Genomic DNA, 26,082 nt, shown 5'->3' with positions numbered 1-26,082 from the left:
GCGGGCCAATCGGCTGGCGTTTTTGCAAAGCGGGCGTCCATCAAGATCCAGTGAATTTCTGCAGTGGGTCGTTTCGCGACCTTGATACGCGCAGCCTCCGCTAAGCTTTACCGAGAAAGGAGCTGCACGTGCGATGTATCGTTCTGTTCATGGAATGAGCCGCGCAGCGCGCAGTTGGGCAAACAGATCGAAAAACGATTCGTCAGTTGCCTGGTACGAGCAGAAGCCAAGCTTTCGGCTCTTTGCCATGTCGGTCATGACTTCAATCGGCCGGCCCAGATCAAGATCGGTGTGCCAGGGCGATGCCAAGCGGTCCAAATCGGACTCAACAAGCCCTTTGCGTTCTGCGATCTCACGCCATACCGCATGATCATTCTGCATGGCTGTTTCCAGCGGTTGAACGCTGCCGCTAAAGCCGGCTGACTGCACGCCGAACCATTCGGCCAGCTTGCCCCACAGCCAGCTCCAGCGAAACACGTCGCCGTTCACGATATTGAATGCCTCGTTTCGCGCCGCATCCGTGTTGGCCGCCCATACCAATTGCTTCGCCAGCATGCGGGCATCAGTGACATCGGACAGCCCGCTCCATTGCGCCTGCGAGCCGGGAAACTGGAAGATGCGACCAGTCTCCCTGCAGATCGATGCATAAACCGCCAATGTGGTGCCAAGGTTCATCGCGTTGCCAACCGCCATGCCGATCACGGTATGTGGCCGATGTATCGTCCAAGTGAACCGGTCGCGTTCCGCAGCGGCATATACCTCGTCTTCCTGGGCGTAGTAGAAATTTTCAACGGAAAGACGGGGCTGGGTTTCGTGTAGCGGTGTTTCAGGCAAGGTGCCGGATTGCGCATAGGCTTCGAACGGACCGAGGTAGTGCTTCAGTCCCGTAACGAGGGCAACGTGACGCAGCGTCTTTTTCACCGCCAATGCGGAGAGCAGGTTACGAACCATGGCCGCATTGACGCGAATGTTTTCCGCCTCCGTCGCATTGCGCATCCAGGTAGTAATGAACACATGCGTCGGAGACATATCGGCTAGTGCGCTCTTCAAGCTTTCTGCATCCAGCAGATCGGCCGCGACGGGGATCACGGCACCCGAATACTGTTGCGGGCGGCGAGCCAAACCGTAGACAGTCCATCCATCGGAAACGAGTTGTCGAGCGACATGGCTGCCGCCGATGCCGGTAACGCCGACGACCAAAGCAGTTCTCTGCATGCGTTTTCTCCAGTTTCAATTCAGCAAGCGGAAGCTTGTTTCGGTATGGGACAACACATCCCCAAGAAAATGCCCTTGATCCGATAAATGCGTCGAAATGCTGTTTGGGCGGACCGGTTAATCCAATCCATGCATTGATGACGACATCGAATCCGGCTTCGCTCTTGGTCGGCGCGTTGGGAAGCAGTTAGCTGCACGTTGCCGGTGTAACTCCTAGGGCATGGGGTTTCCCCGCCTTGACGTGCGGGAGTGCTGCCATTGTGTTGACAAGCATCGTTTCCACTTGCCCGCCAGGCGTATCGTTGAGTGCAGCCCTTGCATGGGCGTTTTCAAACCGTTCAATCGGATTTGCCGGATAGCGTCCGTACGCTGCCATTACCGCGCCCGTCACCGTTATTACGATTGTCAATGTTGAAACTGACAACTAATTCTTGCCGTTGGGTATTGATCGAAACGACACTGCCTGCTTGAAGAAACGCAACCAATGCCTTTTCTGAATAGAATCTTGTGTATGGAAATAAACACAATCGAGCCAGGGTCATTCCCGGACTGCGCAAAAGAGCCCATTCATATTCCTGGCGCAGTTCAGCCGTTTGGCCTGCTGCTCGGCGTCGACTATCCGAGTCTGCGCATTCACAATGCCAGCCTGAATTGTCAGGAGGCATTCGGTATCAGGGCAGAGGAACTGATCGGCCGTTCACTCGCAGAATTCATCTCGGAAGAGCAGTTTCCGCTGTTGCAGGAATATCTGGCCAGCGAGAGCGTACGCGAACAGGCTGCATTCGATCTCACTCTCTGTCTGCCGTCTTCGCTGCGCAACCGTCATTGGGAACTGACGGCGCACAGGCATTCGGGCTGCCTGCTTCTTGAACTTGAGCCTAGCAGTGCGGGAAACCTGGACCTGCTTTCCTATAACCGCAGACTTGGCACCGCCGTGCAATTACTTTATGCGACCGGCAGCCTGAAGCAACTGTGCGACGTCGCTGTGCAGCAGGTGAAGGAAATCACCGGGTTCGACCGGGTGATGCTTTACCAGTTCACGGAAGACTGGCACGGAAGGGTCGTCGCCGAAGCGTGCGCGCCGCATATGCATTCCTACCTCGGCCACTACTTTCCCGCGTCCGACATTCCTCCCCAGGCAAGGGCGGTCTTCTTGCAAAACTGGCTGCGCATGATTCCCGATGTGGGGTATGCGCCTGTCCCGCTTTATCCCGGCATGAATCCCCTCAACGGGGCGCCGCTGGATCTGAGCCATGCCGCGCTGAGAAGCGTTTCGCCGATTCATCTGGAGTACCTGCGCAACATGCAGGTCAAGGCCACGCTGACCATCTCCCTGCTCGACGACGGCAAGTTATGGGGGCTCATCGCCTGCCATCACGCAACGCCCCGGCTGCTCGATACCAGCAGCCGCGTCGGCGCGCGGATGGTTGGCCAACTCGTGTCTTCCCAGATCCACCTGAAACATTCGCTCGACGACACGCACTACAGAGCCCGGCTGCGCGCGGTGCACCAGTCGCTGCTGCACTACATGGGGCAGGAGGAGGACTTGGTAGCCGGTCTGGTCAAGCATCAGCCCAACATGCTTGACCTGGCCGCCGCCCGGGGCGCCGCAGCGGCGGTCTACCATGACAATCAATGGACGATCGTTGGCGATACGCCGGACCTGGTAGACATTGAAAAGCTGGTTGACTGGCTGAGCCAACGGCCCAACCGCAACGAGCTGTATTTCACCAATCAGCTGAGCAAGCACTTCCCCCCGGCCCATGGCTACAGGAATGTGGCAAGCGGACTGGCGGCCATACCGATACCCAAGTCGGAGCGCAATTACATCCTGTGGTTCAGGCCGGAAGTGGCGACGACGGTGGTCTGGGCCGGCAATCCGGAAAAGCCGGTCCGGCAGGCGGGCGATCATCTCACCCTGCATCCGCGCGCTTCGTTCAACTCCTGGCTGGAAACCGTCGAGGGCGTTTCCCTGCCGTGGAAAAAGGTCGAGATCGATGCGATTACGGAGCTGAGGAACAGCATTCTGGCGCTGGACCTGGAGCGCGAATTCCACAAGGAGCAGTACGCAAGAGCTGCAGCCGAGAAGGCAAGCCTGGAAAAGGAAAACATGGTGCACGTTGTTTCGCATGACTTGCGAACGCCGCTCAGCATTATCAAGATAAGCCTCGAGATGATGCAGCGTAAGGAAAACGCGTTGCCAGACTCGGTGCATTCCCTGCTGCAGCGCGGCTTGCGCGCCGCAGATGCCATCGACCGCCTGGCCAGCGGCGTTCTCGACCTGGTCAAGGTGGAAAACGGCACGGCCAAGCGCCATTTCACCAGGGTGGCAGCCGGCGAACTGGTACGGGATGCATTCGAACTTGCCATGCCGCTCGCCGAAAGAAAGGCGATATCGCTGCTGGAATGCGTGGAGGAAGCTGACAGCGAAGTATGGTGCGAGCGAAATCGAATCGATCAGGTATTGGGCAATCTGATCAGCAATGCACTGAAATTCACGCCGCAAGGCGGGCGTATTACCGCCTCGGTCAGGAAACTCGGGGACATGCTGGTTTTCAGCATAGAGGACACGGGAGTAGGCATTGCGCCGGAAAACGTGGAGCGGGTCTTTGTCCGGTTCTGGCAGGAAGAAAAGGCGGATGCCCAAGGCACCGGCCTTGGACTGGCGATTGCGCGGGAAATTGTGGAACAGCATAAGGGCAGCATCTGGGCGCGGAATATTCCGGAAGGCGGGAGTGTTTTTTCATTCACGCTTCCCCTGGCGACCGACGCCGACATCCACGAACGGGTACAGGCGAAATAGAACATGGCGCTGCATTCAATGAATCCCGGTGATTCCACCAACGCCGATCGTCTGAAAGGTATTCGCATCCTCTACGTGGAAGATGAAGCAGATGTCGGCGCATTATTTTCCATCCTGCTGGATATGATGGGATGCAAGACACGGTGGGTGTGCAGTGCCGATGCAGCGCTTCAGGAGTCCATCCAGGACTATGATTTGCTGTTGTCTGATGTGCAGATGCCAGGCTCGATGGACGGCGTCAGCCTGGCCGAAAACATCGCCAGGCAGCGGCCCGAGTTGCCGATCCTCTTAATAAGCGGCTACATCCCGTCGTCGGAGCGCCTGCAGCACCTGCAAGCCTATGTCCTTTCCAAGCCGATCGGAATTGCCGCCCTGCGCGACGCAATACTCCAATGCATTTGAATCGGCACGGCCTGACAAGGTCGCCCTGGATGCAAGACCGGTTTCTAGGGTTTTTCAATCCGAAACGCCGTTGCCGGGCCAGGGATGGCCGGCGGCCATCGAGCGAAAATGAATTTGGCTCGACCGGCTCGAAAGCCAATAATTAGGCGGTTATCTATAAAATATGCTTGTTAGGGATCAAAAATAGGCTTTTAAAAAACCAAGACAGTCGCTTTAAGGCTACACTTTCCTTCCCGCCCTTCATCGCCTATCCCACCATGCTTGACTTCGGCTTCGCAAGTGAACAGGAAATCCGGCTGGAACTCGGCAGGCGCCTGCGTGCCCAGCGACTGGCGCAAGGTCTGTCCCAGGTGGAACTGGCAGAGCGCGCCGGGATCGGCGTCAACACACTGAAGCTCCTGGAAGGCAAGGGCAAGTGCACCTTCGAAAATTTCATCCGCACCGTCCTTGGTCTCGGCCTCGCGGATGAACTGCAGTCGCTGCTCGTGCTGAAGATCGACTCGATCGCCCGGATGGAACGGGCCGAGCAGGCCAAGCGTATACGCGCGCCGCGCGCCAGGCGCCGCGCCGGGGACGGCCAATGAAAAAGCTGGACGTGTTCTTTTGCGGCTGGGGACAGCACTGGCCGCTGGCCACGCTCGCGGAGAGCGGACAGCACCTGCTGTTCGAGTATTCGCCGGAAGCCTTGCACCGGGGCATCGAACTGTCGCCGCGGCATCTGAAGCTCCGGACAGGCGCTTATGGCGGCTTCCCCGCATACCAGTCAAGGCTGCCGGGCCTGGTGGCCGATGCCCTGCCGGACGGCTGGGGCCTGCTGCTGATGGACCGCTTCTTCAGCAGGCACTTCGGGCGCCAGCCGCAGCAGGTGTCGCCGCTGGACCGGCTTGCCTTTCTGGGCGACCGGGCGATGGGCGCGCTCACGTTCGAACCCGCGATGGACAGCGCGCTGGAAACGCCGGACCTGGAACTGCTGGCGCTGGCCAGGGAAGTGCAGGCGGTGGTGGCAGACCGCGACACCGCGGCGCTGAAGCAGCTGCTGGTGCTGGGCGGCAGCCCGCAGGGCGCCAGGCCCAAGGCGCTGGTGCAGTACGATGCCACCGCCAGCGCGGTCAGCACCCGCAGCGATGCGCCAGGTACGCCGTGGCTGGTGAAATTCCCCGGCAGGCACGAGCACCGCGAAGTCTGCGCCATAGAGGCCTGCTATGCCTGGCTTGCGCAGGCGTGCGGCCTGGACATGCCGCGTACCCGCTATTTCGACCTTGGCCCGCGCCATGCAGCCTTCGGCATCGAGCGCTTCGACCGCGAGGACGACATGCGCGTGCCCATGCACAGCCTGGCCGGCGCCCTGCATGCCGACTTCCGGCTGCCGGGCGTGAGCTACCAGACCCTGCTGCGCGCCACCCGTCTTTTTACGCACAGCGAGCGCGAGGTGGAAAAGGCCTTCGAGCGCTGCGCGTTCAACGTGGTCTTCCACAACCGCGACGATCATGCGAAAAACTTTTCCTTCCGCATGGACCAGACATGTTCGTGGAAGCTTGCGCCCTGCTACGACCTGAGCTATTGCGAAGGTCCGGGCGGCGAGCACCAGATGGATATTGAGGGCGAAGGGCGCGCGCCCGGCCGGGCACACCTGATGCGCCTGGCTGCGTCCAACAGCCTGGACGCCGCATGGGCCGCGGCCACGATCGATCGCTTCGCCGCCGTGGCCGGCGAATTCAGGACGATCTGCAAGGACTATGCGATACGCCCGGCCACCCGCCAGCAGATGGCCCGGGCTATCGAAGCCAACCGCGGGCGCATGGCCTGAGGCGCCTGCAGCGCTGAATACTGCGCCCGATCAGGTCATTGCCAGGGCATCGGGTTTCTAATTGTTATCCGGAGCAATCAAGCGCCAGCGCAAATGCCGTCCATGCTCGCCAGACAACGCCAGCCGGGAGCAGAACCCGGCGCCGCAAGCCGGCCCGTGCCGCGCCGGCTTGCCTGTCTGCTGCCTGCCTTGGCTGCGCTGCTGTGCGCCTGCAGCGACAGCGGGCCGTCGTTCTACCAGGGCTATATCGAGGGCGAATTCCTGTACCTGTCTGCGCCGCAGGCAGGTTATCTGAAGTCGCTGGATGCGCTGCGCGGCAGCCGCGTGGCGCCTGGACAGGCGGTGTTTGCGCTAGCCGGGGACCCGGATGCGGAATCCCTGGACGAAGCACAGGCCAGGGTTGGCGCGGCCAGGGAGCGCCTGGCCAATCTGGCGGCGCCGCGCCGCCAGCCGGAAATCGCGGCGCTGGAAGCGAATGTCCGGGCGGCACAGGCCGGCCTGTCGCTCGCGCAAAGCCGACTCGGCCGGCAGCGGTCGCTGGCGGAGCGCCATTTCGTTTCCCCGGCCAGCCTGGACGAAGCGCGCAGCCAGCGCGACCAGATGCAGGGGCAGGTGGAAGCGGCGCAGCAGCAGCTCGCCACCTACCGCGCGGCGCTGGGCCGCAGCGCCGAGGTGCGCGCGGCAGAAGCGGACCTGCTGGCGGCCCAGGCACAGGCGGCGCAGATGCGCTGGCGGCTGGAAAGCAAGACGGTCAGGGCGCCCGCTGCCGGCGAGGTCAGCGAGACCTATTACCGTGCCGGAGAATGGGTGGCGGCGGGCGCACCGGTGGCCAGCCTCCTGCCCGACCAGCGCCGCCGCCTGCGCTTCTACGTGCCCGAAACCGCGCTCGCCCGCCTGCAGACCGGGCTGGCGGTCGAGGCCGGCTGCGACGGCTGCGTCCAGCCGATCCGCGGCACCATCGACTTCATCGCGCCGCAGGCCGAATACACGCCGCCCGTGATCTACAGCCGCGGCAGCCGGGAAAAGCTGGTGTTCCGGGTAGAAGCCGCGCCGCTGCCGGAACAGGCCGCGCGCCTGCGGCCGGGCCTGCCGATCGACGTGCGCATCGCGGAGCGCTGAGATGACGCCGCTGGCGATCGATGTGGTCGGCCTGAACAAGCATTTCGGCCACCGGCACGTGGTGAAGGACCTGGCGCTGCAGGTGCGGGAGGGAGAAATCTTCGGCTTCCTCGGGCCCAACGGCAGCGGCAAGACGACGTCGATCCGGATGCTGTGCGGCCTGCTTGCGCCCGACAGCGGCAGCGGCACCTGCCTGGGCCTGGACGTGATGACCGACAGCGTGCTGATCAAGCGCCAGGTCGGCTACATGACCCAGCGCTTCTCCCTGTGGGAAGACCTCACCGTTGCCGAGAACCTGGACTTCATTGCCCGCATGTTCGGCATGCGCGGCCGGCGCGCGGCGGTCGATGCGATGCTTGCGCGGCTCGGCCTGGCGGACCGGCGCGGCCAGCTGGCCGGCGCGCTGTCGGGCGGCTGGAAACAGCGGCTGGCGCTGGCCGCCTGCCTGCTGCACCAGCCGCGCCTGCTGCTGCTCGACGAGCCGACCGCCGGCGTCGACCCGCGTGCCAGGCGCGACTTCTGGGAGCAGATCCACGGTCTCTCCGCCAGCGGCGTCAGCGTGCTGGTGTCGACCCATTACATGGATGAAGCCGAACGCTGCCACCGGCTGGCCTACATCGCCGACGGCCGGCTGCTGGTCTCGGGCACCGCGCAGGAGGTGGTGCAGAGCCGGCGCCTCTGCACCTGGGAAGTCAGCGGCGAGCTGCCGCCAGGCCTGGCGCAGTCGCTGCGCAGCCTGCCGGGCGTGGAACTGGCAAGCAGCTTCGGCGCCACGCTGCATGTCGGCGGCCGCGACGCTGCCCGCCTGCAGGCCAGCCTGGAACAGGCCTTGCGCGGCACGGGGCTGGCGATGAGGGAGATTCCCGCATCGCTGGAAGACGTGTTCATCGACCTGATGCAGGGCAGCGCCGGCCCCCAGGGCGCAGCCCGATGAAGCGCCATGCCATGGCCTTTTCCCTGTCGCGCTGGCTGGGCATCGTGGTCAAGGAATTCATCCAGTTGAAACGCGACCGGCTGACCTTCGGCATGATCGTCGGCATTCCATTGATCCAGCTGCTGCTGTTCGGCTTTGCCATCAATTCCGACCCCCGGAACCTGCCCACCGCGGTGGTGATGGCCGACCCCGGACCCTTCGCCCGCTCCTATGTCGCGGCAATGGCGGCCAGCGGCTACTTCCGCATCGTGGGCAGTGTCGACGAAAGCCAGGCGGCGCGGCTGCTCGACCAGGGCCGGGTGCAATTCGTTGTGACCTTTCCGCCCGGCTTTCACCGCGACCTGGTGCGCGGCAAGCCGGCGGTGGTGCTGGTGGAAGCCGATGCCACCGATCCGATGGCAACCGGCGGCGCGATCGCGGTATTGAACCAGCTCGGACCCGGCCTGTTCGCGCCCGATCTGCCCGGGAGGCAGGTTCAGCAGGTCCAGCCGGCGCTGCCGGGCCGCACGCTGGAACTGCGGGTGCATCGCCGCTACAACCCCGAAGCCATGACCGCCTACAACGTGGTGCCCGGCCTGCTGGGGGTGATCCTGACCATGACCATGGTGCTGATGACCGGCCTGGCCATGACGCGGGAACGGGAACGCGGCACGTTCGAGAACCTGCTGGCGACGCCGGCCACGCCGCTGGAAGTCATCACTGGCAAGATCATTCCCTACGTGCTGATCGGGCTGGTCCAGGTCAGCCTGATCCTGCTGGCGGCGCGCTGGATCTTCAACGTGCCCATGCATGGCAGCCTGCTCCTGCTGTATGGCGTGGTATTGCTGTTCATCTGCGCCAACCTGACATTGGGCATCACCTTCAGCTCGATCGCGCGCAACCAGCTGCAGGCGATGCAGATGACCTTCTTTTTCTTTCTGCCCTCCATGCTGCTGTCCGGCTTCATGTTCCCGTTTCGCGGCATGCCGGAATGGGCGCAAGCCGTGGGCAGCCTTCTGCCCTTGACGCATTTCCTGGTGCTGGTGCGCGGCATTCTGCTCAAAGGCAATGGCCTGGCGCTGCTGTGGCCACAGATCTGGCCGCTGCTGCTGTTTACTACGGCGGTGCTGGGACTAGGTCTGAAGACCTACAGGCGCACAATGGACTGAGAGCAGGCGCATGAAAAAACCCGCTCTGCGAGCGGGTTTTCAGGAGCGCGGCTTTGCTTACGCCTTGCCTGCCGTGCGACGGGAGGCCGCGATGCCCGGCAGGCCCAGGCTGAACAGGGCCACGGTTCCCGGTTCAGGCACTTTGCCGCCAGCGCCGCCGCCGGCCGGGCCTTCGAGCAGGGTGTAATGGCTCAGACGCCCGATGTTGCAGTGGTCGGCGCCGCAGCCGCCGGTCGGGAAGTTGACCTGGTCGTTGGAAATAACCAGCTTGTCGAGCTCGCCGACATCCCTGCCGGCGTTTTTCGCCATCCACCGAGGAAGCTGCAGAAACAGGGAAGCTATTGCACGACACCCAGCTTCCCGCTATGGCTGCCCATATACCAGAGCCTGCCCTTTGCATCGACAATCATCTTGCGGATGCCCTCATTGCTGGTAGGCAGTGAAAACACCTGAAATTTCCCGGTGAGCGGATCGAGCAGCGACACGGTATCCACCGAGATTTCATTCGCCCATACCTTGCCGGCGCCGTCGACGGTCACCGCATAGGGATTGCCCTGCGGCCCGGCAGGCATCGCATAGGTTTTCATAATGGATTGCCTGGCTGCATCGATATGCGTCAGCTTGCCATCGCCGTAGCGCACGACCCAGAGCGTGTTGTCGGGCGCAGCCGCGATGCGGCGTGGCAGCGAGCCGGCGCCGAGGTCGATTTCGGTGATCTTGCCGGAGCGGACATCGATGCGGCCGACCCGCTGGCCGCTGGCCTGGCAGAACCAGACGTTGCCGTCCCGGTCGATTGCAAGGCCATACGGGCCGTCGCGCGTGCTGAATTCCTCCATCCTGCCGCTGCCGCGCTGGTAGCGGGTGACCTTGTTGGCAGACTGGTTGGTAAACCAGAGCGTATCGCGCCCGTCGAACACGATGGTGTGCGGCGTGCCGCCGGAAGGCGTTGGGTGCGCTTTCATCGCCTGGGGCTGGCCATTGCTGAACGGTATTTCCAGCAAGGTGCCATTGCCGTTACCTGTCATCCAGACCGTGCCGCGCTCGTCGACCACCAGGCCATGCGGCCGGGTGCCGGCGGGCAGTTCCCATTCCTCGAAGCGTTCCGTAGCCGGATCGAAGCGCGCCAGCCGGTTGCCCGCCATCACGGCTATATAAATACGGCCATCGGGAGCGGGCGCCGGGTCGCGGGCGAATTTCGGCGTTGGCACGTTCCATTCGCGGATCTTTCCGGCCGGTCGCGACACGCCCGGCGCCACGGTGTAGTTGGAGCCGCCTGCCACGGCCAGTGCCGGCAGCAGGGCGCATAACAAGAACCGTTTCAGCATGGCTTGATTTCCTTCATTTGCTGTCGTCTCCAGGGCGCTGGCATAGCCGGCGCCCGACCGACGCAGCATCTATGCTCCCAAGCCTCATGATTTTCCGCTTGCCCACAGCAGCTATGACCATGTGCACGGCAAGCCCGTTCTCGCTACCCGCACCAAGTTCTGTAAAATCCGCCTGCACGGCGGACATGGTGGCGCGTACCGCCAGCTTGCATCACGCCAAGGCATCTCCCTTTTCCATCTTCCCTTTTCCCGAAGCCGCATGCATACAGAGCAAGCCCTAGACGCGATCATCGTTGGCAGCGGCCCGGCCGGCGCCATCGTCGCGCGCGATCTGGCGCGCCGCAACTGGCGCGTGCTGCTGCTGGAACAGGGCAGCGCCGCGCCGCTGCAAGGCACCTTGCGCCAGATGGCCGCCATGGCGGCAGTGCCGGGCAAGGGCGCATTCATCAATGCGGACGGTTCGCTGCTGGTGCGCGGCGTGACGTCCGGCGGCAGTTCGGCGATCAACTTTGCCACCGCCATGGCGCCGCCGATGCCGATGTTCGCGAAATACGGCATCGACCTGGAGCCGGCGCTGCGCTCGCTGCAACAGGAAATACCGATGGCGCCGCTGCCCGGCGCGCTGGTCGGACCCATGGCCGCACGTCTGGCGCAAGCGGCGCGGGCGCTTGGCCATGACTGGCACAAGCTTGACAAGATGATCCTGCCCGACAAGTGCCGCACCGGCTGCTGGCGCTGCGTTTATGGCTGCCCGTTTGGCGCGAAATGGACGGCCCGCAACATGGTCGAGGAAGCCGTCGCCGCTGGCGCCGAACTAGTTCCGGACGCAACGGTGCAACGGGTGATCGTGCAGGGCGGCCGCGCGGTCGGCGTGGAATTCGTGCGGCATAAGCAGGTGCAGCAGCGCTTCGCCGGCGTCATCGTGCTCGCCGGCGGCGGCATCGGCAGCCCGCGCCTGCTGCATGCCTCCGGCCTTGGCCCGGCGCGGGCTAAGCACTTTACCGACCCCGTGATTGCCGTGATGGGCACGGTGCACGATATCGACGGCGGCGCCGAAGTGCCGATGGCGGCCGGCATGCATTTGCCGGAAGAGGGCATCACCCTGGCCGACATGACTTTGCCGCGGCCGATGTACCAGGCATTCGCCGCCCAGGCCGGTCGCATCGACCGGCTTCTGGCCCACCGCCGCACGCTCACCGTGATGGTGAAGATACGCGACGAGATAGGCGGCGCCATCGGGCCGCGCTGGATCAGCAAATCCCTGCAGCCGGCAGACCGCCGCAAATTGCGCGACGGTGTCGGCCTGGCGCGGCGCATCCTGGCGCAGGCGGGCGCCCGGCATATCTTCAGCAGCGTCCACTTTGCCGCGCATCCGGGCGGAAGCGTCAGGATAGGCGAGGGCGTCAACGAGCAGCTGCAGACATCGACGGCGGGCTTGTTCGTTTGCGATGCTTCCGTGATCCCGGAAGCATGGGGCCTGCCGCCGACGGTCACGCTGCTGTGCCTGGGACGGCGCCTGGCGGAACATCTGGACGGCATGTAGCCAATCGGCGTAATCGCAGCGAAGAAGGCTGTTGCATTTACGGAACGCGCAAATTTGCCGGTGAAACTTCACCAGGAAGGCAGCAACCTTTAATGCCCGGTATGGCGCCAAGCTTCGGCACCCTTTCGTCGCCGGAGCATGGCGCCCTGGGCTGCGCGGCAGGCCTCCATGCCTGTCCACCCCTCCTGTTCACCCTCGTGAGGTCGCAATCCCACATTACGTTACAAATTCCCGACTATTCTCGCTGGTCTTATGTCTTATATAAGAGTTGTTGATGTACAATAGCGGAATTCTGGAATCGCTGGCGATTCCCTTGTCCTTTAATCCTTTATCTAGAGAGCACTCTCATGCTAGCTGCGTACCGCTCCCACGTCGCCGAACGCGCGTCCCTGGGCATTCCTCCGCTTCCGCTTTCCGCCGCACAGACCACCGACCTGGTTGAACTCCTGAAGAATCCGCCTGCTGGCGAAGAGGCTTTCCTGGTCGACCTGATCACCCACCGCGTTCCGGCTGGCGTGGACGATGCCGCCAAGGTCAAGAGCGCCTTCCTGGAAAAAGTCGCCAAGGGCACCGAGACCAGCCCGCTGATTTCGCGCGAACTGGCTACCCGTCTGCTGGGCACCATGCTGGGCGGCTTCAACATCAAGCCCATGATCGACCTGCTGGACGACGCAGTCGTCGGCGGCGTGGCCGCTGAAGGCCTGAAGAAAACCCTGCTGATGTTCGACTACTTCCACGACGTGAAGGAACTGGCCGACAAGGGCAGCGCCAACGCCAAGGCCGTCATGCAGTCATGGGCCGATGCCGAGTGGTTCACTTCGCGTCCGGAAGTGCCGCAGAGCCTGACGCTGACCGTCTTCAAGGTCACCGGCGAAACCAACACCGACGACCTGTCGCCGGCGCCGGACGCCACCACCCGTCCCGATATCCCGATGCACGCGCTGGCCATGCTGAAGAATGCCCGCACCGGCATCCACCCGGACGAGCCGGGCAAGGTCGGCCCGATCAAGCAGATCGAGGAACTCAAGGCCAAGGGCAACCTGGTTGCGTATGTTGGCGACGTGGTCGGCACCGGTTCTTCCCGCAAGTCGGCGACCAACTCGGTCCTGTGGTTCACCGGCGAAGACATCCCCTTCATCCCGAACAAGCGCTTTGGCGGCGTTTGCCTGGGCAACAAGATCGCGCCGATTTTCTACAACACGATGGAAGACGCCGGCGCGCTGCCGATCGAACTCGACGTGTCCAAGATGGACATGGGCGACGTGATCGAACTGCGTCCGTACGAAGGCCTCGCGCTGAAGAACGGCGACGTGATCGCCGAATTCCAGGTCAAGTCCGACGTGCTGTTCGACGAAGTCCGCGCCGGCGGCCGTATTCCGCTGATCGTCGGCCGCGGCCTGACCGCCAAGGCGCGTGAAGCGCTGGGCCTGGCGCCGTCCACCCTGTTCCGCCTGCCGCAGAACCCGGTCGCATCGACCAAGGGCTTCTCGCTGGCGCAAAAGATGGTCGGCCGCGCCTGCGGCCTGCCGGAAGGCCAGGGCGTGCGTCCCGGCACCTACTGCGAACCGAAGATGACCACCGTCGGTTCCCAGGACACCACCGGCCCGATGACCCGCGACGAACTGAAAGACCTGGCCTGCCTGGGTTTCTCGGCCGACCTCGTGATGCAATCCTTCTGCCACACCGCCGCGTATCCGAAGATCGTGGATGTGAAGATGCACAAGGAACTGCCCAACTTCATTTCCAACCGTGGCGGCGTGGCGCTGCGTCCGGGCGACGGCGTGATCCACTCCTGGCTCAACCGCCTGCTGCTGCCGGACACCGTCGGCACCGGCGGCGACTCGCATACCCGTTTCCCGATCGGCATTTCCTTCCCGGCCGGTTCCGGTCTGGTCGCCTTTGCCGCCGCCACCGGCGTGATGCCGCTGGACATGCCGGAATCGGTGCTGGTGCGCTTCAAGGGTGAAATGCAGCCGGGCGTGACGCTGCGCGACCTGGTCAATGCGATCCCGCTGTACGCGATCCGCCAGAACCTGCTGACGGTGGAAAAGAAGGGCAAGAAGAACATCTTCTCCGGCCGCATCCTGGAAATCGAAGGCTTGCCGCAGCTGAAGGTCGAACAGGCATTCGAACTGTCCGACGCATCGGCCGAGCGTTCCGCCGCCGGCTGCACCGTGCATCTGGATAAGGCCCCGATCATCGAGTATATGAACTCGAACATCACGCTGATGAAGTGGATGATCGCCAACGGCTACCAGGACAAGCGTACGCTGGAGCGCCGCATCCGTTCGATGGAAGCCTGGCTGGCCAAGCCAGAGCTGCTGGCGCCGGACGCCGACGCCGAATACGCAGCAGTCATCGAGATCGACCTGGCCGACATCCACGAGCCCATCGTCGCTTGCCCGAACGATCCGGACGACGTCAAGACCCTGGCCGAAGTTGCCGGCGCCAAGATCGACGAAGTCTTCGTTGGTTCCTGCATGACCAACATCGGCCACTTCCGCGCCGCTTCCAAACTCCTGGAAGGCAAGACCGACATCCCGGTCAAGCTGTGGATTGCGCCGCCAACCAAGATGGACCAGCAGGTGCTGACCGCCGAAGGCCACTACGGCACGCTCGGCCGCACCGGCGCCCGCATGGAAATGCCGGGCTGCTCGCTGTGCATGGGCAACCAGGCGCAGGTGCGCAAGGGCTCCACCGTGATGTCGACCTCGACGCGTAACTTCCCGAACCGTCTCGGCATGGATACCCAGGTCTACCTGGGTTCGGCTGAACTGGCCGCGGTATGCTCGACGCTGGGCCGCATTCCGACCCGCGAAGAGTACCTGGAGCACACCGGCGTGATCGACAAGAATGCGGCGGATATCTACCGCTACATGAACTTCGACAAGCTGGAAGAGTTCAGCTCGGTGGCGGATACCGTCAAGGTATAAGCAGGGCACGGCGGGATGGGGCGCTTCCCCTCATCCTGCTGATCGAGCCCGGTGCTGCAAGCGCAAGGCAAAGGCTTCCCGAGGGAAGCCTTTTTCAATGGAGCCAACGTCAGCGTCGTCCGACCAGCGCATGCCGCAGGCCGCCTAGTGCCAGCAGCATGACAGCTGCCCAGATCGACATATAGGTCGGCCACTGCTGCGGCGCGATACTCTCCCCGAGCACAAGCGCAACGCACACGAGGAGCACTGGCTCCACGTAGCCAAGCAGGCCAAACAGCGTCAATGTCAGATAGCGGCTCGACACGATGTAGCAGGCCAGTGCCGCGGCGCTGATCAGCCCAAGTACAGGAATCATCAGGAGCAGGGTAGGGCGGTGCTGAAACGTGGCCACAACGTCCGGCCGTTGCAGCACGAACCAGGCGGCCACCGGCATCATGAGGCCCATTTCGAACCAAAGGCCGGTCAGATGCGCCATGCCATGTTTTTTGCGCAGCAGGAAATACGCCGGATAACCCAGCGCCACAAGCATTGTTTCCCAGGACAGGCTGCCCACGTGATACAGCTCGTTGCCCACGCCCGCCGCGGCAAAGACGATCGCCGCCCTTTCCAGACCCGATGGCCGTTCGCCATAGAAGAGCCAGCCCGACAGCACCATTGTCAAGGGCAGCAGGAAATAGCCCAGCGAAACCTGAAGTGCGCGGCCATGTAACGGCGCCCACATGAAGAGCCAGATCTGTATCGCCAGCAGCGTCGAAGTAACGAGTAGGACGAGCAGCACGCGCGGCGCGGTAAGCATTTTCCGGAATAAGCCTGCCGCAAGCGTCCAATCGCCGAATCGCCACATCAGCACGGTGGCGAACGGAAACGTGAGCAACATCCGCCATCCGAAGATTTCCACACCCGTCAACGGAGTCAGGCGCGTTGTGTAAATACATGACTGCAAACAGCACCGAAGCTGTGACCGATAGCAAGACGCCAATGTGCAACGCAATCCCTTTCGCAGCGTTCACCAGCGGCACAGTGCCCCGGCGAAGCCACTTTATAAACGGAAAGCGGCGCTGCTTCCAGCGTTTTGATGACGCGGCAACGAATTGCTCAGCAGGAAAGGGGCAGGATCTGGTTTGTCAGCGTTTGAGCGGATATGCTCGGTGAGGTGCCCTGTGGCTGGATGCAGCCAGATCGATCATGCGGGTGAATAGCCTTTGATATCCGCCTGACCAGCCCGATCTTGCTGCCCCTTTGTTCAGCGCATTTCCACAACCGCGCAGTTCACCGTGCGTTCAGAAAGGTTTGTTGGCGCGCAGCCACATTGTCGGCGACTTGCTGGCTCCCGCCGGGACGGAGAGAGGCTCGCCACTGGTACGCCACGCGAGCGATGCTCTCAGATCGGCACCGCCGAGGACAGCATTGAAACCCAGGCCCATGCCGCTCAAAGTGCGCTTGTTCGAGGCTGCTGAATCGAATGCTTCCCGATTGATCGAGACGGAGCCTGTGTCGTAGAAAAGCGCTGCCTGCAAGACCTCGCTAAAGTTGTGGCGATATTCGATCGATGCCAGATACCCCTGATCGCCGATGCCTTCACCTTGTGGATAAGCACGAACCCCGCTGGCCCCGCCAAGTACGAACTTTTCAGAGGAGTCCAGGTTCTTGCTTGCCCACTGGGCACTCAGTGCCAGCCAAAGGGAGTCATTGTCGGAAAGCCGTTGCAGCCGGTTTCCGGTGACGGACACCTTCCTGTAGGTGCCATTGGTCTTGGCAGATATTTCATCGATTGCCAGGGCCACTGGAGACTCGATCGACAGTTTGCCGAAATTGGTGGCGACGTCGAAATTACTGAGCCCGCCACCGCCGAGATCATCCCGATAGGAGCCGCTCAGCCCGAGGCCAACTACCCTTGCTTTCTTGTCATTGACAGTGCCGATTGCATCAATCCGGTCGCTCAAACGCCTCGATTCGAGGCTAACTGAACTCGTCAGATTTGCCCGCTGGGTGCGCACAACAGGATAGGTAGCGTAAATGCTCAGGTTTTTGGCAGTACCGTGAGCGTCCAGCACGGCAAACTCACGCGCCAGTTCGTATTTGGTTGAAGAAACAAAGGTGCCTACACGCAGGCCGCTTCCACCGACCGGGACGGAGTAACCCACTCTTCCGTATCCAAGCTTGCGGTCGCTAAGCAATCCGCTGACGACTGTTTGGTCTCCTATGCCAACCAGATTGTTGACGTATAAAGTGCCGGACAAGCGTTTTTCCCCGGTATAACGGCTGCCGTAATTATCCAGGCCGACGCTGCCGGCGACCCGCGAGCCAGCCTCGACGTCCACCACCAGATCGGATGTTCCCACTGAGGCGCCAGGTTGCAGCGTTGCGCGTACAGCACCTACTCCCGGCACATCATTCAGTAACAGCAGGGCCCGATCGATTTGGTCGGAGCGGATCGCACTGCCGGCCACAGCCTGATTCAAAAATGCCTGAGCACGCTCGTCGGACAAGGATGACGTATTGCGCAACTGGAGCTGCGCAATGTTGCCTTCAAGGATCAATATTTTGATTTTGCCGCCCTGTACGTCCTGAACGGGAAGATAGGCACGCGCCACGAGGAAACCGCGTTCCCGGTAAAGTGCAGTGAGCCGGGAGGCTGCGGCTTTCAAATCAGAAAGGCTGAGCTGACGCCCGAGTTGTTCCGTCAGCACGTCTTGCAGATCATCGGTCGAAATGGATGTATTGCCTTCAATATCAAATCGAGTCACTGTAATCCGAATATCATTACCAGTGCTCTCTTCGACTTTATCCGGAGGACTGGCCGGAGATAATGACTTTGCTCCCCCCGGACTTGTCTGCCTCAGTTCACGCATGATCTGACCAGCGTCAGGGATGGACTGGGCCAAGGAGGAAGTCACATGCGCAAACGCGAGTGAAAGAGTGGTCAGGGTAAAGGCTCTGTAATAACGGAAGGATTTTGTCATTATTATTTTAAGAGTAATGAGGTCTTTATCTCTGCTAAGTCTGACGTCAGTCGTCGCTGTGATAGCGGCGGAATCTTTTAAATTTTGCCTGCAAGATCGCGTTGATCGTATTTTTGAAGCTCTTCAAGCCGTTCTGTTTCAGGCATCTAAATTGGTCTCTTAAAATCTCTTGTCAGGAGCATGCGGCGCAATTGGTCAACTGCGTTCCGCAGCAGGTCGGCAAAATCCGGCTTAAGCGTCATAGGCACAAGTCACACGGTTGGGTACAAGCACTGCTTATGGAGAAGTCGCGGGTTTCTGGAATCGAACGTAACGACTGCTGAGTAAGAAAAAGTCCTGCCTAGTTCCGAACAGACAACTTATTTCAGACGACAAACTTTCATCCAGGGGCGCTAATGCACACCTAAATGTTCTTTTTAGAAACTGCGGTGGAGTTGGTGTTGGAGCAGGCGAGTTAAATAAAACGCTTCAGTTGTGCGATCTGCACGAGAGGTGGTTAGGCATTGCTAAGATTGCTCGACACAGCGAGATTTCAATTAATCTTCTCGGCAAAGCTTCCTAAGCGAGCAGCAACGGAGCAGGGAATGGCAACAGCGCGAAACCCATGAGGCATGGCTTTCGCCTCATCTGGCCTACTTTCCTCCCGGCTCGTAAAGCCCACCACTCCATAGGTGTTGGACAGCTTTCCTCGGATCAACATCGGTTTCATACTCAGGAAGTTCATGCCTATTCAGGCAGGGCATGGATAACGATGCTGAGGTGTTCTTCGTACACAGATACAGTGGTTATTTTGCCGCAACATCAAGACCCAGTGCAGAAAAGCAGTTTTATATGACTGACTGGAAGGTAAGCAGCGAAGCTTACCAATTGCCTCTCTCGGTGCTTGCAGCTGTGCCGACGATAACGACTGCTGTTACATCTCTAGATCCTTGCGGGTACGTACGTGCGTACGTACCCGCAGATAGGCAGGCGGGTAGCAAGGTAGCAGGGTGCCAGAATCCCATGAATTAACGCTGCGACGGCATGTTGGAGATGCAACTATCGAAAAGCCCGCTGGAATAAGCCACGCCGCTTTTCGCTAGTCTTCCATGTCGTGGCTCATCGTGATGGGTGCCCGCCTGGAAAAAATATCTAGTTGCGCGGGAGCTTGCTGAAACGAGCAAATCCGCTATCGACCAGCATGAATTCGCCGGTGGTTTTAAGTGCACCAGTGCATAGCCAATAAGCTGCCTCGGCCACATCTTCAGGCTCGATTGTGCTAGCCAGAGGCGTCGCTGACTCATACGCTCTCTGTCTGGCCTCAAACTGCTCTTGACCCAACCCATTTTGCAGCCACGGTGTTTCGACCATGCCTGGGCCGATTGCATTCACCCGTATCTCTGGCGCCAGCGACCTCGCTAAGCCAAACGTCATGGCATTTAGCGCGCCCTTTGAAGCCATGTAAGCCAAGCTGGAGCCGACCCCCATGACCGATGCGACTGACGAGATGTTAACGATTCCTGCGCTCGGCGATTTTTTCAATAAAGGCACAAAGGCCCGGATTATCTGGTAAGCGCCTATGACGTTAACGGAATAGATATCGTGAAAGTCTTGCGCCGAAAGCCCTTCGAGGTTACCCGCGGCGACAAACTTCGTCGTACCTGCATTGTTCACCAGGGCGTCGGTGCGACCCCACCGCTGATTCACTGCATCTGCCAGCGCTCTGCATTGCGCATCATCCGCTATGTCCGCCTGAATAACCAAGGTTTCAACGCCGTATTCCCTGCAGTCGGCGGCCACGCTTTCAGCCGCATCTGCGTTCCGTGAGAAATTTATAACTACATTGTAGCCATGACGTGCAAAGAGACGGGCAGTAGCGGCGCCAATACCCGATGATGAACCTGTAATTACAGCAACTTTCTTTTCCACTTTTTCTCCTCCTGTCGAAAACGCTAAGAATGGCCGTTGGACCAGAATGTGTCCGAACATCAGCAAGACATTATGAAGCCTCTGTCTTCTGATCAAGCCACATTTCGACAACCGCCGTCGAAAAGCAATTTTCGTATTAACGCCAAAGGGTTTTTGCCGAGAGCAAGTGCTTGTTTTACCAGATTTCGAGGTGAAGGCTAGTCTCGTGTCTGTTTCGCGCTTTAAAGGGTCTTTCAGATCTAACCTTCGGAGTGGTTCCAATGTACACATCGCGCGTGGACAAACGGCGTTTGGCGTTAATTCGGATATTGCTCGTGTTTGCTTTTGATGCTTGCGTTGATGACGCTTTGAGGGTTTCCGGTGGAACTGATGAATCGCAAAACCTTGTCGCCTGCGCTGCTTAGAGTAGATGGGGAAGTTTGCCTTGTTGGAGAATCGGAGCAAGGCCATGCGGCTGATGGTCAGACATGCGGAGGAACATTGATCGCGTTGGCGGTGCCTGATCAGGTCTCAGGTTTCGGCGCACGTATCGCCGTCTTAGATGAGAGTGGATAACGCATGCTTTTTCGCGTTTGGAACATTGTCCCTGAAGCTATTCAGGCGCTATCGAGATGGGTTCCGCTTCCGAAGAGTGTTTCTGCCTCCGGCACAGCGCCGTGGGAACCAATGCGCTGTAGCGGTAATGCGTAGTGCGTAGTGCGTTTGGTAAGTTGTACTTGGCGGCGTCGCGCCGGTTTGTCGTACTAACCGTGCCGTACGCCAGGACGCTAGCCGGAGATCGTCACGCTCATTTTTCTCGGACGCTCCTGGAATGGTTGTCTTTAACCGGAGGTGATGATGGCCTCTCTAGATTCGGGAAGCACTGTCTGCGCGACGGCAATACGCCGGTTGCACGGTTCAAGCTCGGCTGTGGTTGCCGCGTTTGTGTCGGCTGGTCGGTTTCACGGTCGCATGCTTATGAAAAGTCACTGCGGCTTCCTGTGCGCCTTTCTGCTCCTTATCTCTCCTGTCGGCAGCGAAGCCGCATCCCTAGAAGAGGGGCGAGGAGAAATGCTGTATCAGAATCACTGCGTCGCTTGTCATACGACTCAAGTACATTGGCGGGACCAGCGTCTCGTGAAAGACTGGGCTTCGCTTCGTGCGCAGGTGCGCCGGTGGGAGCGCAATACCGGCTTAACGTGGAGCGAGGAAGACATTGAAGCAGTGGGTCAATATCTGAACCAGCTGTATTATCAGTTTCCCGATCCGCCGAAAGACAAGGCGATCTCGATGTTCAATATCCAGCGCCGCGAAAACGAAGAGCAGGGTGCCGCTCTCTTTTTCCAAGGCATTTCGGCTGGGGAATAGGATGAACGCCCCGTCAAATATCCTCGTACATATTCCAGTCGATGGACTGCAGGTGGAAGGCATGCTTCAAATGCCTGCGCATGCAATTGGACTGGTGTTGTTTGCACATGGGAGCGGTAGCAGCAGGCTGAGTGTGCGCAACAATCATGTCGCGGCTTTTCTCAGGGAGGCTGGACTTGGCACGCTTCTTATTGACCTGTTGACCGTCGACGAAGATCGCGATTATCAGAACAGATTCGACATCGATTTGCTGACGCAACGTCTTGACGCCGCTGCCACATGGCTGAGGGCGCAAGAATTCGCTCCGGCACTGCCTTTAGGCCTGTTCGGCGCGAGCACGGGTGCCGCTGCAGCGCTTCGAGTTGCCGCCAGGCACCCACAGGAAATTCTCGCGCTGGTAACGCGCGGAGGACGTCCTGATCTTGCAGGGAACGAAGCTCTTGCCGCGGTTCGGGCGCCATCTCTGTTGATTGTCGGTGGCGACGACCTGGAGGTGATCGAACTAAATAAGACGGCTTATGACTTTCTGCCTGGTGAAAAGCGGCTTGCAATCATTCCTGGTGCGACGCATCTTTTCGAGGAACCGGGCAAGCTCGATGAAGTGGCGATGCTTGCAGCAAATTGGTTCGCATTCCATTTCCGGGAAATCGCAAGGCAGCGAGCAGGGCGCGATTGACGACATCGATGGCACAGTTGGAAGGATTGCCGATCACGCCGACATTTTCTAGTTAACATAACGTAAATTATCAGGCATCAGCCTATTACGGCAAAGTTGAGATGACCGCTTTTCTCTGACGCAGCGCATCGTGGCAGCCTACAGGGATCGCGCCATGAATCAAGCCGGGAGTATTACGATGCCCATGCGGGCCCTGGATCGGCCGAAAGTGATTCAACGGGTCGCCGACGGCAATTTGAAGCCTGGACAGGCAGCCAGCCGATTCGGGTTGACTGTTCGCCAGGTCTGGCGCTTGGTACGACGCTACGAAGCGCAAGGCGCTAACGCTCTGGTGTCCCGACGCTGCAATCGGCCCAGCAGTCATCAGCTCGGCGAAGAGTTCGCGCAGGTTGCCTTGACGATTGTCCGGGAATGCTAGGCCGATTTCGGACCGACCCTGGCATGCGAGAAACTGCGTGAGTCACACGGCATTGACTTGTCGAAGGAAACCGTCCGCTAGCTCATGTCGGCCGTCGTTTATGGATTCCACGTAGCCAGCGCCCGGCACCAATCTACCAGCCGCACAACCGCCGGCATTGCCTGGCGAGCTGGTCCAAATTGACGGCAGCGACCACCATTGGTTTGACGAACGCGGTCCGTCCACGAATATCCCGACGGGCGCATCGAACCGTGGGCCGATGGAGCCGCCCTACTCTACACCGCCTACAACCGTCTTTCTGAAATCAGCAATGAGGCGATTGTCGAGAACAAGCGGCTCGGGCACCTCCTCCAGATTGCCCGGTTAGTCCAGGACCAACAAGATAGCCGGCCCAACAAGGCATCACCATCGCGCAGCCATCGGGGTATTGGGCCGATCTCAAAGAAGCTTATGCCCGACACAAAGTCACAATGATCGCTGGCAGCAGCAGACATCGCGATGGCGATTGAACAGCTCGCAAAGCGCAAAGCGAACGGCCTGCGTAAAGAAGCTGCAGAATGATTCTAGGACATCAACATAGCGATTCTTCCGCTAACGCAGCTGCATTTCTGAAGAGTTCAAGAAACAAAATTACTTGGCAAAAGCGGACATTTCAACTTCACCGGGAGGCGAGTATCTGGACTTTGCTTTGCCATATGATGCCTCAGGCTCGAGCAACATTTACCGTTCTATCCCTCGGTAGGCGCTGCACTTCTCAACATGAACCGTATCTCTCGCAAGCCTTGAATTAACAGGCCTCACGGTCATCAGGCATGCCAAGCCAACCGCGCGGCGCGATTGTCGCTTTTCAGAAATCCACGCATGCTGCGTTCCCGGCATTTCGGCTGATCAAAGCGGTTCCGCCTGTGCCGCGTCGACCTCGTTGACCGGCATTACCAGCGGCAGCACCTTGCTGCGGATGGCGGTGAAAATGGCAATGCCATCATCCACGGAGAAGCGCTGCGCATGACGCTCGAAACACTCGCGCGCCTTGGACGACTTCGCGTCCTTCGCCTGGTAGTCCTGATAAGCAGCGATCAGTCCATCGCAGGCATGGACGATCTGGTCCGCCGATCCGTGGCCGATATAGGCGCCCAGCGCCTGCAAACGGTGCAGCGCGTCCGACAGCCACATCAGGTCTTCACGCTGCCTGGGCCGGTCGCCGTTGTCGGACCTGAGCGCATAGGCGCTGCATACACCGATGGCGGCCGCTACCTTGCCCGAGAATTCGATCAGCCGCGCCAGTTCGGGCGTCAGGTTCACCGCGATCGGCTCGACTGGCGATTCGGCATTGTCCCGCTTGAAGTTCAAGGCACCAGAAGCCAGCCAACCTAATGCGCCAAGTACCCCGGCTGACAGAAAGACCTTTCGTGCGTTGGACATCGCAATATTTCCTCTTGGGTTGAATGCTCCACTGGAATGCAGAATCGCATCCGCAATCACGGGCGCTTTGCTAAGGCTGTGATTCTAACGCCTGTCACCCGAGGCAGATGCCTGTCTTGCAAGAAATCACTCTGCAGTTTTCATTGGAATGAAGCAGCGGTCCTTACCTGTTGCGGGAGACCGCGGTGATGCCGCAGTGTCCGGACCAGCGGCCAGGGTGGGCGAGCGGGGCGCAATCTGTGGCGCGACAACTCTCCGGTTCGAACCCGAACGCAGTCGCTACAAGGATCCCGGATCGGTTATTGCCTGTTTGGAGAATGCGTAGAAGAGCATGACGGCGGCCGTCACAGCACCGCCTTGATCAGCATGTAGCTGCCGATGACCAGCATCCAGATCAGGAAGAAGCGGCGGAAGGTGTCCGGCTGCATGCGGTGGCGGATGCGCTGGCCGAGCATCATGCCGGCCATTGCCGGCAGCAGCGCCAGCAGCGATGTCCAGGTGACCGACATCTGCATCCGGCCGCCCATCATCAGGCCGAGGGTCAGGCCGATAGCGCAGGCGCTGAAAGTCAGCCCGAATGCCTGGATCAGCTCTTCCTTGTCCAGTTTCAGCGAGCCCATGTAGGGAATCAGCGGGATCACCGCCAGTCCCGTGGAGCCATACAACAGCCCTGACAACAGACCCACCACCGGCGCCAGCGGCCGTTCCAGCCGCGGCGGCACGTGGAACTGTGGCGCCAGCAGGCCGAAGGCGCCATACACAGCCAGCACGGCACCCAATATGCCGCCCGCGAAGCCGGCATCCGCCAGCATGGTGGAACCGAGAAATCCACCGGCCGCCAGCGTGGCCAGCAAAGGCGCGAAGCGGCGCAGGAGCCGGCCCAGGCCGGGGCCGCCCAGCAATTGCCAGGTATTGGTGACCAGGGTCGGCAGCGCCAGCAGCGCAACCGCTTCCGGCGTGCCCATCAGCAGGCCGAGCACGCTCATGGCAACCGTCGGCAAGCCCATGCCGATGACGCCCTTGACCATGCCCGCCAGCATGAAGGCCATGCCGATCACGGACAGCGTGAGGGGCGTGATCAGCATGATGGCCGCAGGCCGGCTGCGCGGGGATGGGGACTCATGCCTTCTTCTTCGGCACCCAGGACACGCTGATGCTGCCTTCCAGCACGAAGGTCTGGCAGGCCATGCGGTAGCCCTGGTCCAGGTCTTCCTGCGTCAGGTGCTTGCGTTCCTTGTCCTTGACCTGGTCGGTATATTCGATGCCCTTCTCGATGCGGCACTTGCAGGTGCCGCACTTGCCGCCGCCGCACAGGAAGGGAATGCCGCCCTGCTCGCGCAGCGATACACGCAGCAGGTTGCTGTTGTCCGGCGCGGTGGCGACCTTGTTGTCATTGGTGATGAATGTGACTTCGATCATGTCGGTATTCCAGGATGTGGGCGCCGCCTTGTCAGGCGACGCGCACCAGTTCGATTTCCAGCGTGCCGAAGCCCGCAAGATGCTTCAGTTCGCTGCGCGCCTGCTCGATAGTGGCAAAACGCGGCAGGAACTTGGAGGGTACGTGATTGACAACGCCGCCCTCGCCTTCCTCGGTGATCCTGACCTTGCCTTCGGCGGTCATTTCGGCGAGCACGAATTCCGCCCTTTTCTTGCCGCACAACAGGTAGTCGTACTGCTCTACCGGCCGCATGCCCTGCGCCGGCTCGGTGCGGTATTGTCCGGGCTTGCTGGTCAGGATGATGTACATGGCGCTAGCTCCTCGCGGGTCAGATAGTGCGTGTGAGGCCGTCGCTGCGCGCTGCCAGCTCCGGATCGATGTTGTCCTGGCTCAGCTCGATGTCATGGTTGATCCAGAGCTGGCAGGCCAGGCGGTAGCCCTGGTCGAGCCGGTCGCCAAGCTGCTTCTTTTCCTTCCAGTTCGGCGCCGGCAGGTGCTCGCCGCCGGCCAGCACGATGCAGGCGCACCTGGCGCACTTGCCCATGCCGCAGCTGTAGGACAGGTTCGGGTAAGGAAACTGCTTGATGCCGGCCCGCACGACGAGGTTGGTGTTTTCCTTCACCTCACCCTCGTGGACCTGGCCGTTCTTGTGCAACAGGATTTTCGGCATGACGATGTCCG

The 26,082-nt window shown here is 60.6% G+C and carries 24 protein-coding genes; 12 read left to right on the top strand and 12 right to left on the bottom strand.

All coding sequences use genetic code 11. The annotated features are described in order from the left end of the window. Positions 1-147 precede the first annotated feature (147 nt). Complete coding sequence (locus tag ABC383_RS26330) at positions 148-1,215, bottom strand: SDR family oxidoreductase (protein WP_413018739.1); 1,068 nt, start codon at positions 1,213-1,215, stop codon at positions 148-150. 511 nt (positions 1,216-1,726) lie between these two features. On the opposite strand from ABC383_RS26330, the gene ABC383_RS26325 reads away from it, so the two are divergent. From ABC383_RS26325 to ABC383_RS26295, 7 genes are all read left to right on the top strand, one after another. After that, positions 1,727-4,018, top strand: coding sequence for an ATP-binding protein (locus ABC383_RS26325; RefSeq protein ID WP_413018737.1), 2,292 nt, complete (start codon positions 1,727-1,729; stop codon positions 4,016-4,018). Positions 4,019-4,021: 3 nt separating this feature from the next. Continuing rightward, positions 4,022-4,420: a response regulator gene (locus ABC383_RS26320; RefSeq protein ID WP_413018736.1), complete on the top strand. Its 399-nt coding sequence runs from the start codon at positions 4,022-4,024 to the stop codon at positions 4,418-4,420. 167 nt (positions 4,421-4,587) lie between these two features. Next, positions 4,588-5,004 carry a helix-turn-helix domain-containing protein gene (locus ABC383_RS26315; protein ID WP_413018734.1) on the top strand — a complete coding sequence of 139 codons (417 nt, stop codon included), beginning with the start codon at positions 4,588-4,590 and terminating at the stop codon, positions 5,002-5,004. Continuing rightward, entirely contained in the window at positions 5,001-6,227 is a 1,227-nt protein-coding gene (locus ABC383_RS26310; protein ID WP_413018732.1) for a type II toxin-antitoxin system HipA family toxin, read from the top strand. The genes ABC383_RS26315 and ABC383_RS26310 overlap by 4 nt, the downstream gene beginning before the upstream one ends. A 102-nt stretch (positions 6,228-6,329) precedes the next feature. Continuing rightward, positions 6,330-7,346, top strand: coding sequence for an HlyD family secretion protein (locus ABC383_RS26305; protein WP_413018731.1), 1,017 nt, complete (start codon positions 6,330-6,332; stop codon positions 7,344-7,346). Between the two features lies 1 nt (position 7,347). Then, complete coding sequence (locus ABC383_RS26300; RefSeq protein ID WP_413018729.1) at positions 7,348-8,280, top strand: ABC transporter ATP-binding protein; 933 nt, start codon at positions 7,348-7,350, stop codon at positions 8,278-8,280. Next, positions 8,277-9,428, top strand: coding sequence for an ABC transporter permease (locus ABC383_RS26295; protein ID WP_413018727.1), 1,152 nt, complete (start codon positions 8,277-8,279; stop codon positions 9,426-9,428). Before ABC383_RS26300 ends, ABC383_RS26295 begins: the two co-directional genes overlap by 4 nt. 57 nt (positions 9,429-9,485) lie before the next feature. Here the strand turns inward: ABC383_RS26295 and ABC383_RS26290 are convergent, their stop codons facing one another. Together ABC383_RS26290 and ABC383_RS26285 are read right to left on the bottom strand one after the other, a co-directional pair. Next, positions 9,486-9,737, bottom strand: a complete 252-nt coding sequence (locus tag ABC383_RS26290; protein ID WP_413018726.1) for a PEP-CTERM sorting domain-containing protein — start codon at positions 9,735-9,737, stop codon at positions 9,486-9,488. Positions 9,738-9,766: 29 nt separating this feature from the next. Next, positions 9,767-10,753, bottom strand: a complete 987-nt coding sequence (locus ABC383_RS26285; protein ID WP_413018725.1) for a Vgb family protein — start codon at positions 10,751-10,753, stop codon at positions 9,767-9,769. A gap of 259 nt (positions 10,754-11,012) precedes the next feature. On the opposite strand from ABC383_RS26285, the gene ABC383_RS26280 reads away from it, so the two are divergent. Together ABC383_RS26280 and ABC383_RS26275 are read left to right on the top strand one after the other, a co-directional pair. Further along, the gene (locus ABC383_RS26280; protein WP_413018724.1) at positions 11,013-12,296 is read left to right on the top strand and encodes an FAD-dependent oxidoreductase; all 1,284 of its coding nucleotides are present in this window, start codon (positions 11,013-11,015) and stop codon (positions 12,294-12,296) included. A 347-nt stretch (positions 12,297-12,643) separates the two neighbouring features. Beyond that, a complete protein-coding gene (locus ABC383_RS26275) occupies positions 12,644-15,229 on the top strand; it encodes a bifunctional aconitate hydratase 2/2-methylisocitrate dehydratase (RefSeq protein WP_413018723.1) in 2,586 nt (861 codons plus the stop codon). A gap of 109 nt (positions 15,230-15,338) precedes the next feature. Here ABC383_RS26275 and rarD read toward each other — a convergent pair whose 3' ends face one another. The 4 genes from rarD to ABC383_RS26255 form a co-directional block, all read right to left on the bottom strand. Beyond that, positions 15,339-16,106 carry an EamA family transporter RarD gene (rarD, locus tag ABC383_RS26270; RefSeq protein ID WP_413018722.1) on the bottom strand — a complete coding sequence of 256 codons (768 nt, stop codon included), beginning with the start codon at positions 16,104-16,106 and terminating at the stop codon, positions 15,339-15,341. A gap of 403 nt (positions 16,107-16,509) precedes the next feature. After that, positions 16,510-18,192, bottom strand: coding sequence for a ShlB/FhaC/HecB family hemolysin secretion/activation protein (locus ABC383_RS26265; RefSeq protein ID WP_413018720.1), 1,683 nt, complete (start codon positions 18,190-18,192; stop codon positions 16,510-16,512). 532 nt (positions 18,193-18,724) lie between these two features. Beyond that, on the bottom strand, positions 18,725-18,916 hold the full coding sequence (locus ABC383_RS26260; protein WP_413018718.1) for a hypothetical protein: 192 nt from the start codon (positions 18,914-18,916) through the stop codon (positions 18,725-18,727). 407 nt (positions 18,917-19,323) lie between these two features. Continuing rightward, complete coding sequence (locus ABC383_RS26255; protein ID WP_413018716.1) at positions 19,324-20,100, bottom strand: SDR family NAD(P)-dependent oxidoreductase; 777 nt, start codon at positions 20,098-20,100, stop codon at positions 19,324-19,326. Positions 20,101-20,934: 834 nt separating this feature from the next. Here ABC383_RS26255 and ABC383_RS26250 point away from each other — a divergent pair. The 3 genes from ABC383_RS26250 to ABC383_RS26240 all read left to right on the top strand — a co-directional run bounded on the left by ABC383_RS26250 (position 20,935) and on the right by ABC383_RS26240 (position 22,541). Continuing rightward, positions 20,935-21,447 carry a hypothetical protein gene (locus tag ABC383_RS26250; RefSeq protein ID WP_413018715.1) on the top strand — a complete coding sequence of 171 codons (513 nt, stop codon included), beginning with the start codon at positions 20,935-20,937 and terminating at the stop codon, positions 21,445-21,447. A gap of 1 nt (position 21,448) precedes the next feature. Beyond that, complete coding sequence (locus ABC383_RS26245) at positions 21,449-22,123, top strand: dienelactone hydrolase family protein (RefSeq protein WP_413018713.1); 675 nt, start codon at positions 21,449-21,451, stop codon at positions 22,121-22,123. 154 nt (positions 22,124-22,277) lie between these two features. Then, complete coding sequence (locus ABC383_RS26240; protein ID WP_413018712.1) at positions 22,278-22,541, top strand: helix-turn-helix domain-containing protein; 264 nt, start codon at positions 22,278-22,280, stop codon at positions 22,539-22,541. A gap of 888 nt (positions 22,542-23,429) precedes the next feature. Here the strand turns inward: ABC383_RS26240 and ABC383_RS26235 are convergent. The 5 genes from ABC383_RS26235 to ABC383_RS26215 form a co-directional block, all read right to left on the bottom strand. Beyond that, positions 23,430-23,963, bottom strand: coding sequence for a hypothetical protein (locus ABC383_RS26235; RefSeq protein WP_413018710.1), 534 nt, complete (start codon positions 23,961-23,963; stop codon positions 23,430-23,432). Between the two features lie 344 nt (positions 23,964-24,307). After that, the gene (locus ABC383_RS26230; RefSeq protein ID WP_413018708.1) at positions 24,308-25,048 is read right to left on the bottom strand and encodes a sulfite exporter TauE/SafE family protein; all 741 of its coding nucleotides are present in this window, start codon (positions 25,046-25,048) and stop codon (positions 24,308-24,310) included. A 34-nt stretch (positions 25,049-25,082) separates the two neighbouring features. Then, the gene (locus ABC383_RS26225; RefSeq protein ID WP_194712943.1) at positions 25,083-25,382 is read right to left on the bottom strand and encodes a 2Fe-2S iron-sulfur cluster-binding protein; all 300 of its coding nucleotides are present in this window, start codon (positions 25,380-25,382) and stop codon (positions 25,083-25,085) included. A 31-nt stretch (positions 25,383-25,413) separates the two neighbouring features. Then, complete coding sequence (locus ABC383_RS26220) at positions 25,414-25,710, bottom strand: ferredoxin (RefSeq protein ID WP_194712942.1); 297 nt, start codon at positions 25,708-25,710, stop codon at positions 25,414-25,416. Positions 25,711-25,729: 19 nt separating this feature from the next. Beyond that, on the bottom strand, positions 25,730-26,071 hold the full coding sequence (locus ABC383_RS26215) for a 2Fe-2S iron-sulfur cluster-binding protein (protein ID WP_413018706.1): 342 nt from the start codon (positions 26,069-26,071) through the stop codon (positions 25,730-25,732). Between the last annotated feature and the right edge of the window lie 11 nt (positions 26,072-26,082).

Origin of the sequence: Noviherbaspirillum phoenicis, from assembly GCF_047237965.1 — a bacterium.
In the GTDB taxonomy this organism is placed as follows: domain Bacteria; phylum Pseudomonadota; class Gammaproteobacteria; order Burkholderiales; family Burkholderiaceae_D; genus Noviherbaspirillum_A.
This window is presented reverse-complemented; position numbering and strand designations above follow the sequence as displayed.

What these genes read in the sequence shown, in the direction of transcription:
- ABC383_RS26225 (WP_194712943.1), bottom strand. Translation starts at nt 25,382, where the DNA reads ATGATCGAAGTCACATTCATCACCAATGACAACAAGGTCGCCACCGCG.
- rarD (WP_413018722.1), bottom strand. Translation starts at nt 16,106, where the DNA reads ATGTTGCTCACGTTTCCGTTCGCCACCGTGCTGATGTGGCGATTCGGC.
- ABC383_RS26300 (WP_413018729.1), top strand. Translation starts at nt 7,348, where the DNA reads ATGACGCCGCTGGCGATCGATGTGGTCGGCCTGAACAAGCATTTCGGC.
- ABC383_RS26330 (WP_413018739.1), bottom strand. Translation starts at nt 1,215, where the DNA reads ATGCAGAGAACTGCTTTGGTCGTCGGCGTTACCGGCATCGGCGGCAGC.
- ABC383_RS26275 (WP_413018723.1), top strand. Translation starts at nt 12,644, where the DNA reads ATGCTAGCTGCGTACCGCTCCCACGTCGCCGAACGCGCGTCCCTGGGC.
- ABC383_RS26295 (WP_413018727.1), top strand. Translation starts at nt 8,277, where the DNA reads ATGAAGCGCCATGCCATGGCCTTTTCCCTGTCGCGCTGGCTGGGCATC.
- ABC383_RS26310 (WP_413018732.1), top strand. Translation starts at nt 5,001, where the DNA reads ATGAAAAAGCTGGACGTGTTCTTTTGCGGCTGGGGACAGCACTGGCCG.
- ABC383_RS26260 (WP_413018718.1), bottom strand. Translation starts at nt 18,916, where the DNA reads ATGAACTTCCTGAGTATGAAACCGATGTTGATCCGAGGAAAGCTGTCC.
- ABC383_RS26240 (WP_413018712.1), top strand. Translation starts at nt 22,278, where the DNA reads ATGAATCAAGCCGGGAGTATTACGATGCCCATGCGGGCCCTGGATCGG.
- ABC383_RS26285 (WP_413018725.1), bottom strand. Translation starts at nt 10,753, where the DNA reads ATGCTGAAACGGTTCTTGTTATGCGCCCTGCTGCCGGCACTGGCCGTG.
- ABC383_RS26280 (WP_413018724.1), top strand. Translation starts at nt 11,013, where the DNA reads ATGCATACAGAGCAAGCCCTAGACGCGATCATCGTTGGCAGCGGCCCG.
- ABC383_RS26305 (WP_413018731.1), top strand. Translation starts at nt 6,330, where the DNA reads ATGCTCGCCAGACAACGCCAGCCGGGAGCAGAACCCGGCGCCGCAAGC.
- ABC383_RS26320 (WP_413018736.1), top strand. Translation starts at nt 4,022, where the DNA reads ATGGCGCTGCATTCAATGAATCCCGGTGATTCCACCAACGCCGATCGT.
- ABC383_RS26290 (WP_413018726.1), bottom strand. Translation starts at nt 9,737, where the DNA reads ATGGCGAAAAACGCCGGCAGGGATGTCGGCGAGCTCGACAAGCTGGTT.
- ABC383_RS26230 (WP_413018708.1), bottom strand. Translation starts at nt 25,048, where the DNA reads ATGCTGATCACGCCCCTCACGCTGTCCGTGATCGGCATGGCCTTCATG.
- ABC383_RS26325 (WP_413018737.1), top strand. Translation starts at nt 1,727, where the DNA reads ATGGAAATAAACACAATCGAGCCAGGGTCATTCCCGGACTGCGCAAAA.
- ABC383_RS26265 (WP_413018720.1), bottom strand. Translation starts at nt 18,192, where the DNA reads ATGACAAAATCCTTCCGTTATTACAGAGCCTTTACCCTGACCACTCTT.
- ABC383_RS26220 (WP_194712942.1), bottom strand. Translation starts at nt 25,710, where the DNA reads ATGTACATCATCCTGACCAGCAAGCCCGGACAATACCGCACCGAGCCG.
- ABC383_RS26235 (WP_413018710.1), bottom strand. Translation starts at nt 23,963, where the DNA reads ATGTCCAACGCACGAAAGGTCTTTCTGTCAGCCGGGGTACTTGGCGCA.
- ABC383_RS26215 (WP_413018706.1), bottom strand. Translation starts at nt 26,071, where the DNA reads ATGCCGAAAATCCTGTTGCACAAGAACGGCCAGGTCCACGAGGGTGAG.
- ABC383_RS26245 (WP_413018713.1), top strand. Translation starts at nt 21,449, where the DNA reads ATGAACGCCCCGTCAAATATCCTCGTACATATTCCAGTCGATGGACTG.
- ABC383_RS26250 (WP_413018715.1), top strand. Translation starts at nt 20,935, where the DNA reads ATGATGGCCTCTCTAGATTCGGGAAGCACTGTCTGCGCGACGGCAATA.